The sequence below is a fragment of the uncultured Slackia sp. genome, assembly GCF_944321625.1.
Classification (GTDB): Bacteria; Actinomycetota; Coriobacteriia; order Coriobacteriales; family Eggerthellaceae; genus Slackia.
This window is the reverse complement of record NZ_CALUMA010000013.1, coordinates 24,588-30,587: the sequence shown is the minus strand read 5'-3', so window position 1 is coordinate 30,587 and position 6,000 is coordinate 24,588. Positions and strand designations below refer to the sequence as shown.

The following is a 6,000-nucleotide window of genomic DNA, read 5'->3' as shown; positions in this document are numbered from 1 at the left end:
CCCGAGCGCGCCATTGAGCTGGTGCGCCTGCTGGCCGAAGATACTATTTCGTCCAAGCAGGGCCGTGAGGTGCTTGCCTCCGTGCTCGACGAGGATAAAGACCCTGCCGCTATCGTGGACGAGCGCGGCATGAAGCAGGTGAGCGACACCGGTGCCATCGAGGCCGTGGTGGATGCCGTCATCGCTGCGCATCCCGACGAGGTTGCTCGCTACAAGGAGGGCAACGCCAAGCTCATCGGGTTCTTTGTGGGGCAGTGCATGAAGGAAATGCGCGGCCAGGGCAATCCCAAGATGATCAACCAGTTGCTTGCGAAGAAGCTGAACGCATAACGTTTCAGCTGTTGCATTGGCTTGAGGCTTCTGCTTCAAATCGGCTGTTTCGCCGCGGTTTTGCCTCAACATTTCGAAGGCGCGTTGCGATATGCGACGCGCCTTTTTCTTCCCGTTGGCCTTCTTCACTGTTGATCGTGGGATAATGGGTTCGCCACGGGCAAGAGGTTCGATGGAATGTGGAACGAGGCTGCAATGGGCGGAATAAGCGTACTGGTCATGCTGAGCGCGATGGGGTTTTTCGTGTTCTTGTTTTTCGGAGCCGTCGCTCTGTTCATCGCGGCGGTTGTGCTGACCATCGTATTCGCGGCGCGTACCAAAAAACGCCATGCGCAGGGCAAGAAGCTCGGCGGACTCATCGCGCTCCCCATCGTGTTCTACGTGCTTAGCGTGCCGGTGCTGTTGTTCTTCACGTTTACTGTGGTTATACCCGTCGCGACTGCAGGATCCACGACCGATTATTACGATTGCACGGAAGCTATCACAACGCACGAGCCCGAAGATCTGGCGGATGCGCTCGCTTCGCCCGACTTGGAGTTGGATGACGAGGGCCTGCATTCTTATCGCAGTCTGCTGCAGGTGGCGATTGCCTATGGTGACCTGGAATGCGTCGAACTGATTCTGGAGGACACGCAAGCTGATGGGCGTCCGATTGACCTGAATACGCCTCTCAACGATTACGATGACGGCGGCGTGCCCATCGACTCGGACTATGCTCTGATCATGGCCACATCCACGAGTTTTTCCTCGCTCGAAATGGTGGAGCTTCTCATTGAGTACGGCGCAGACGTGAACGTTGCAGGAGAGGGCGGGGACACGCCGCTGCACAACGCCAGCGCCGGCAGGTGCGTGAGCAGGCTTGGATCGGGCATCAGTTCGATGGATTTGGGCGAGTCCGACAGGGCTATTGACCTTCTGCTTGATGCGGGCGCAGACATAACGGCAAAAAACGACGATGGTTATACTCCGTGGGATAACTACCGTGCAATGGTCCGCTACTACGAGAGCGAGGGGCGCATCAGCTCTGAGGATGCGCTAGAAATCCTATCCGAACGCGCAGAAACACTTGAGCCTTAAGGTGCATTCGCTCCAAATCCGATGAATATGTTGTTCTATTTTCAGCAGTCAATTAACTACGTGACGCCTCGATAGTCGTCGCCGATTTTTGTTTGCGTGCTGCAAACGAAGGCTTCGAATCAGAAATCTATGTCGTAGTACATCTGGGGGGTTATATCGCGCCGTTGATGAAGAATACGCTGGATGACAACTGCCTCCCGCTCGCTTTCGATGCGATAAAAAATCCAGTACTGTCCAGCGACAATTCTTCGATATCCCTCATTTTCAAGTCGGTCGTCGTCAATGGGGCGTCCTGCTTGGGGAATAGTTTTAAGGGTTTCTATGGCTCCATCGATTGAAGCTATTGCGTTGATTGCACCTTGCGGGGAGTTGCAGTCAAGGGCAAGGTACGATGCAATTGCTTTTTTATCGCGGAGCGCAATGGGCGTGTACTCTATGCTATGCATGTGAGATTCCTAGGGTAGCAAAGAGGTTGTCCATCTGAGCTTTTGCTTCTACCTCGGAGATGGTGCCCGGCGTGAATTTCTGTTCAATCTCGGCCTCGCGCACCGCAAGGTAGATGCGGTCGCGCTGGCGCTGCTCCTCGTAGGCAGCGCTGTCCATGACCACAAGTGCAGGAGTGCCGTTTTTGGTGAAAATGAGTGGCTCTCGTGATTCCCGTGCTTGGTCACATACGTCGTTGAGATTCGTTCGGAGGTCAGTTATAGGCCTGATAATCGGCAACGTTGCTGCAGCGATGGGCATTGCTCTCTTCCTATCTATTTATATTCGTTATGTATATAGATATAAATTTATCAATATATACAGAAGAAATCAATCTACGGTTGGGCGCGCGTGGAGAAAATGCGCCCTATGCCATATGCCAGATATTAGCTGCGAGCTAATGAAATCGCTTTTTCAATTCCCTAGCATTAGATGCGTTCTCGCGAGGAATGCATCTAATTGGCTCTGAACGGGCATTGAGAAAGGGAAGAAATGAAGAAGCCAATCTACAAACGAGTGTGGTTTTGGGTCGTCATTGTGGTTGCGGTAATTGCTATTGGCGGTGCGGCGGGAGGCTCTGGGTCGGATTCTGGTTCCTCGAGCAGTACGGATGTGGCTAGCCAGCAGGCTGTTCAGGTCGATAGCTCGCAGGAGTCCTCGTCGGATGCCTCTGCCGAAACGACCATTCAGGAGCAGGAGCCTGTCGAAGAGGGGTCCGAGGTGCCTACGGAGTACAAGTCGGCACTCACCAAGGCAGAAACGTACAGCGAAATGATGCATATGTCCAAACAGGGGATTTATGACCAGCTTGTTTCCGAGTACGGAGAGCAGTTCTCTGAGGAGGCAGCGCAATACGCGATTGACAATCTCGATGCGGATTACAAGGCCAATGCGCTCGAGAAGGCAAAGGTGTATCAAAATGACATGGCCATGTCTCCTGATGCGATATATGATCAGCTCACCTCTGAATACGGCGAGCAGTTTACGGCCGAAGAGGCTCAGTACGCCGTCGATCATCTGGAGTAAACAACTGTGCTCATGCATGCCGGGTGGCCCTGATTTGGGACATCCGGCATTGTTTGTTTATGTATCATTATGGAAAACCAAAAGACCAAACGAAGACGAAGGAAGCGCCGCGTGAAGGAGCCGTTGACAGAGGAATTGCTCGCAGAACTGCTGGATGCGCCTAATCCGGCAGCATTTGCTGATGCGCGCAATATTACGCAACGGTCGCTTTCTGAATACCTACAGCAACTTCTTGACGAGAAGGGGCTTGAACGCGCCGATGTCGTGCGCGCTGCTGGCCTTAACGAGACATTTGGCTACCAGATTTTCATGGGGCAGCGTCATCCCAAGCGCAACAAGGTGCTGCAAATCGCTTTCGCGATGCGCTGCACGCTCAAAGAGGCTAATCGTATGCTGCAGGCTGCGGGCGCCAATGAACTGTACTGCAAGAACCGCCGCGACGCCATCATCATTTTCTGTCTCGACCGCGGTTACTCACTCCAGCGGGCGGATGAAGAGCTATATCGGTTTGGTGAGGAGACTATCTGCTGATGGCGGATGGCGGCATGATGCAAAGTGATGGGAATTCGGTTGCGCATGCGAACTGTCAGGATCCTCGGGCTGAAGCTCCTGCGATGCATTCCGTCTCGTTGGGGTCTGATACCATGGACAGTATGGAGATCGACGAACTGGCAGAGCATCTTGATGCACTGAGGCGCGAAGCATGCTATCGCGTCGATTCCGTACTGAAAGAATCGCCGGTCGAAACAACCCAACGGGTGTACTTCGTGGGCGCCAACGGCTCTGAGCAGGGGCCGTATATTCGAAAATATATCAAGCGCGACGCCGGCCTGGGTTCGGCGTATCGTCGGATTTTCGAAGCTCAGCGTGCAGGTCGCAGGTTTCGGCATATACCTCTCGTTGTGGATTGCTACGATGCTGATGACATGCTCGTGGTGGTCATGGAGTATGTGCGCGGCGAGACGCTTGCCGACGTGGTGTATCGTTGCGATCCGTCGTTGCCGCTTGCGGTCGATGTGTTCTGCCGTTTGTGCGATGCCGTTGCGGAGCTTCACGAGGCGTTCGACCCGCCTATTATTCATCGCGATCTCAAGCCGAGTAACATCATTCTTTCTCACGATAATCTGACGATTATCGACTTTGGCATCGCGCGGGCCTTTCGCGAAGATGCCGATGCCGATACTGTGCGGTTCGGCACGCGTGCGTATGCGCCGCCCGAGCAGTTTGGCTATCGACAGACCGACGTACGCAGCGATGTATATGCCTTGGGCATGCTGCTGTATTTCTGCCTCGTGGAAAAGACGCCCGATGCGCGTGTGCGTGAGCAAGGATTTTTCGATTCGCGCATTCCCGCTTCGGTACGCGAGGTGCTTCTGCGCGCTACTGCATTTGACCCCGATGATCGCTACGAAAGCGTTCGCGAGTTCAAGGCGGCGTTCCTTTTCGCTATCGAGTCGATGGAGCGTTCCGGCAAACCAATCGCTGTGGAGCTGAATAATAGTGTGGATTCGATTGAGTGGAACGTCGCGAATCAGCAGGGTGCAGCGAGAGCGTTTGTGGACAACGTGTCACGCGATGAGCCTCGACCATGCGGGCGTCATCCTGTTCCTGCGCCTGCCGATTGCGGAAAGGGCAACCCCGTTGGTGCCTCGTCGCCCCTCAAGTCTGTTCCGCTTTGGGCAGGAGTGCTTTGGAATGGAGGGCTCATTGCCCTATGGGTTGCTTTTGCGGTATCTGGGGTAGACCAGGTTGTCCTGCATCCGACCGGCGAGGCGGCATCGTATCCGATGTGGTACAACGTAGTCATGTATGTGGGCGTAATGGTCATGTTCGCCTGCTTCTTTTTCGCTTTACTGGATAAGCGGCTGATTGCGCGATACGTCCCATCGGTGCGTCGCGTGCAGGGGAAAAGGGGAGCGGTGCTTGGCATTGTTGCAGGATTGCTGTCGATAGTTACGGTGGTGGCGATTGGCGTGGTGATGCTGCTTGTCACTCAACGTCCATAGCGCGGCCGATAATGCCTGGCAATTATCATGAGTATGTAATCCATTTTGATGCGTAAATTGGGCACTCTGCCAGTTTTCCCGAGTATGTAATCCATTGTCAGGCGCTCAAGAATGGTCGGCCTGCCATTTTTGTGATTCGGGTCATCAATGAGACCCCATTTGAGTTCGATTGTGCCCTATTTTCGCAATTTATTTAGTGCGTGAGTCAAATGCGCCGCCGAAAATGATTCTCGGAGGATTACATACTCGGGAAAACTGGCGGGACGGGTGATTATTGCAACGATTTGGATTGCATACTCGTGATACCTGTCGACGCAGTCGAATGGGCACGCAAAAGGCCGGCGCTTTCACGTCGGCCTTTTGCGTGCTGTGAGCTGCGGGGCGTCGAGCGGTCAATAGCACGACACCCCCAAGCGTGATCCTATGCGAAGAACGCGTTGTAAATTTCGCTCTCGGCATTGGCGTCGATGGTCCACGTGCCGTCGACGAGCGTGTAGCCGAACTCGCACGTGGTGGCCTTGGGCTCGGTCTCGTCGATGGCCTGCATCATGATCTCACCGATTTTCGCGTTGAGCTCATCAGCGGTCATGTCCAGGATTTCGTCGCTTTCGCCGAATTCGGCCGAAAGCTCTTCGGCGCGCGCAGTGGCATCGGTGAACGTCTTGCAGGTCACGGTAACTGCGGCGGTGGCGGTGTTGCCATCTTCGGCAACGGTAACCGAATCAACGGCATAGTCAAAGCCGTCAAGCAGAGACGCAACGTAATCGCTGTTGGAAATGCCGTATTCGTCAAGTCCGGCGCTCTCAACGCTGGCGGTAAGTTCGTCCATAACTGCCTGGTCATGGTTCTTGATAGGGTCGAACTGCGCAGCAAGGTCGGCGCGAATGGCGTCTTCAGGCGATTCGCTCGAAGAGCAGGCGACAAGCGAAAGCCCTGCGGTCAGCGCAAGCGCCGCCACCAGCACGGCAAGAATCTTTTTCATCTTGGACATTGTATCCCCTTTCGTTCGCGCGGACCCCTCGCCGCGTATGCTCTCATTATATCGCCGCAGGAAGAAGCGTTGCGTTTAAGGCGTTTG

At 54.5% G+C, this 6,000-nt stretch carries 7 protein-coding genes and 1 pseudogene; 5 read left to right on the top strand and 3 right to left on the bottom strand.

Annotated features, from left to right (window positions below):
- Positions 1-330, top strand: a pseudogene (locus Q0J60_RS01160) (Asp-tRNA(Asn)/Glu-tRNA(Gln) amidotransferase GatCAB subunit B); the annotation flags it as partial.
- A 195-nt stretch (positions 331-525) separates the two neighbouring features.
- Complete coding sequence (locus Q0J60_RS01155) at positions 526-1,407, top strand: ankyrin repeat domain-containing protein (protein WP_294438367.1); 882 nt, start codon at positions 526-528, stop codon at positions 1,405-1,407.
- Positions 1,408-1,526: 119 nt separating this feature from the next.
- Here Q0J60_RS01155 and Q0J60_RS01150 read toward each other — a convergent pair whose 3' ends face one another.
- Both Q0J60_RS01150 and Q0J60_RS01145 read right to left on the bottom strand, forming a co-directional pair.
- Positions 1,527-1,853, bottom strand: a complete 327-nt coding sequence (locus tag Q0J60_RS01150; protein WP_294438366.1) for a type II toxin-antitoxin system RelE/ParE family toxin — start codon at positions 1,851-1,853, stop codon at positions 1,527-1,529.
- A complete protein-coding gene (locus Q0J60_RS01145) occupies positions 1,846-2,151 on the bottom strand; it encodes a type II toxin-antitoxin system Phd/YefM family antitoxin (RefSeq protein ID WP_294438365.1) in 306 nt (101 codons plus the stop codon). The genes Q0J60_RS01150 and Q0J60_RS01145 overlap by 8 nt, the downstream gene beginning before the upstream one ends.
- A 231-nt stretch (positions 2,152-2,382) precedes the next feature.
- Here Q0J60_RS01145 and Q0J60_RS01140 point away from each other — a divergent pair, with 231 nt between their 5' ends.
- The 3 genes from Q0J60_RS01140 (at position 2,383) to Q0J60_RS01130 (ending at position 4,922) form a co-directional block, all read left to right on the top strand.
- Positions 2,383-2,916: an Ltp family lipoprotein gene (locus Q0J60_RS01140; protein ID WP_294438364.1), complete on the top strand. Its 534-nt coding sequence runs from the start codon at positions 2,383-2,385 to the stop codon at positions 2,914-2,916.
- Between the two features lie 111 nt (positions 2,917-3,027).
- The gene (locus Q0J60_RS01135; RefSeq protein WP_294438363.1) at positions 3,028-3,447 is read left to right on the top strand and encodes an XRE family transcriptional regulator; all 420 of its coding nucleotides are present in this window, start codon (positions 3,028-3,030) and stop codon (positions 3,445-3,447) included.
- A complete protein-coding gene (locus Q0J60_RS01130; protein ID WP_294438362.1) occupies positions 3,447-4,922 on the top strand; it encodes a serine/threonine-protein kinase in 1,476 nt (491 codons plus the stop codon). Before Q0J60_RS01135 ends, Q0J60_RS01130 begins: the two co-directional genes overlap by 1 nt.
- Before the next feature lie 421 nt (positions 4,923-5,343).
- Here the strand turns inward: Q0J60_RS01130 and Q0J60_RS01125 are convergent, their stop codons facing one another.
- Positions 5,344-5,913: a hypothetical protein gene (locus Q0J60_RS01125; RefSeq protein WP_294438361.1), complete on the bottom strand. Its 570-nt coding sequence runs from the start codon at positions 5,911-5,913 to the stop codon at positions 5,344-5,346.
- Positions 5,914-6,000 lie beyond the last annotated feature (87 nt).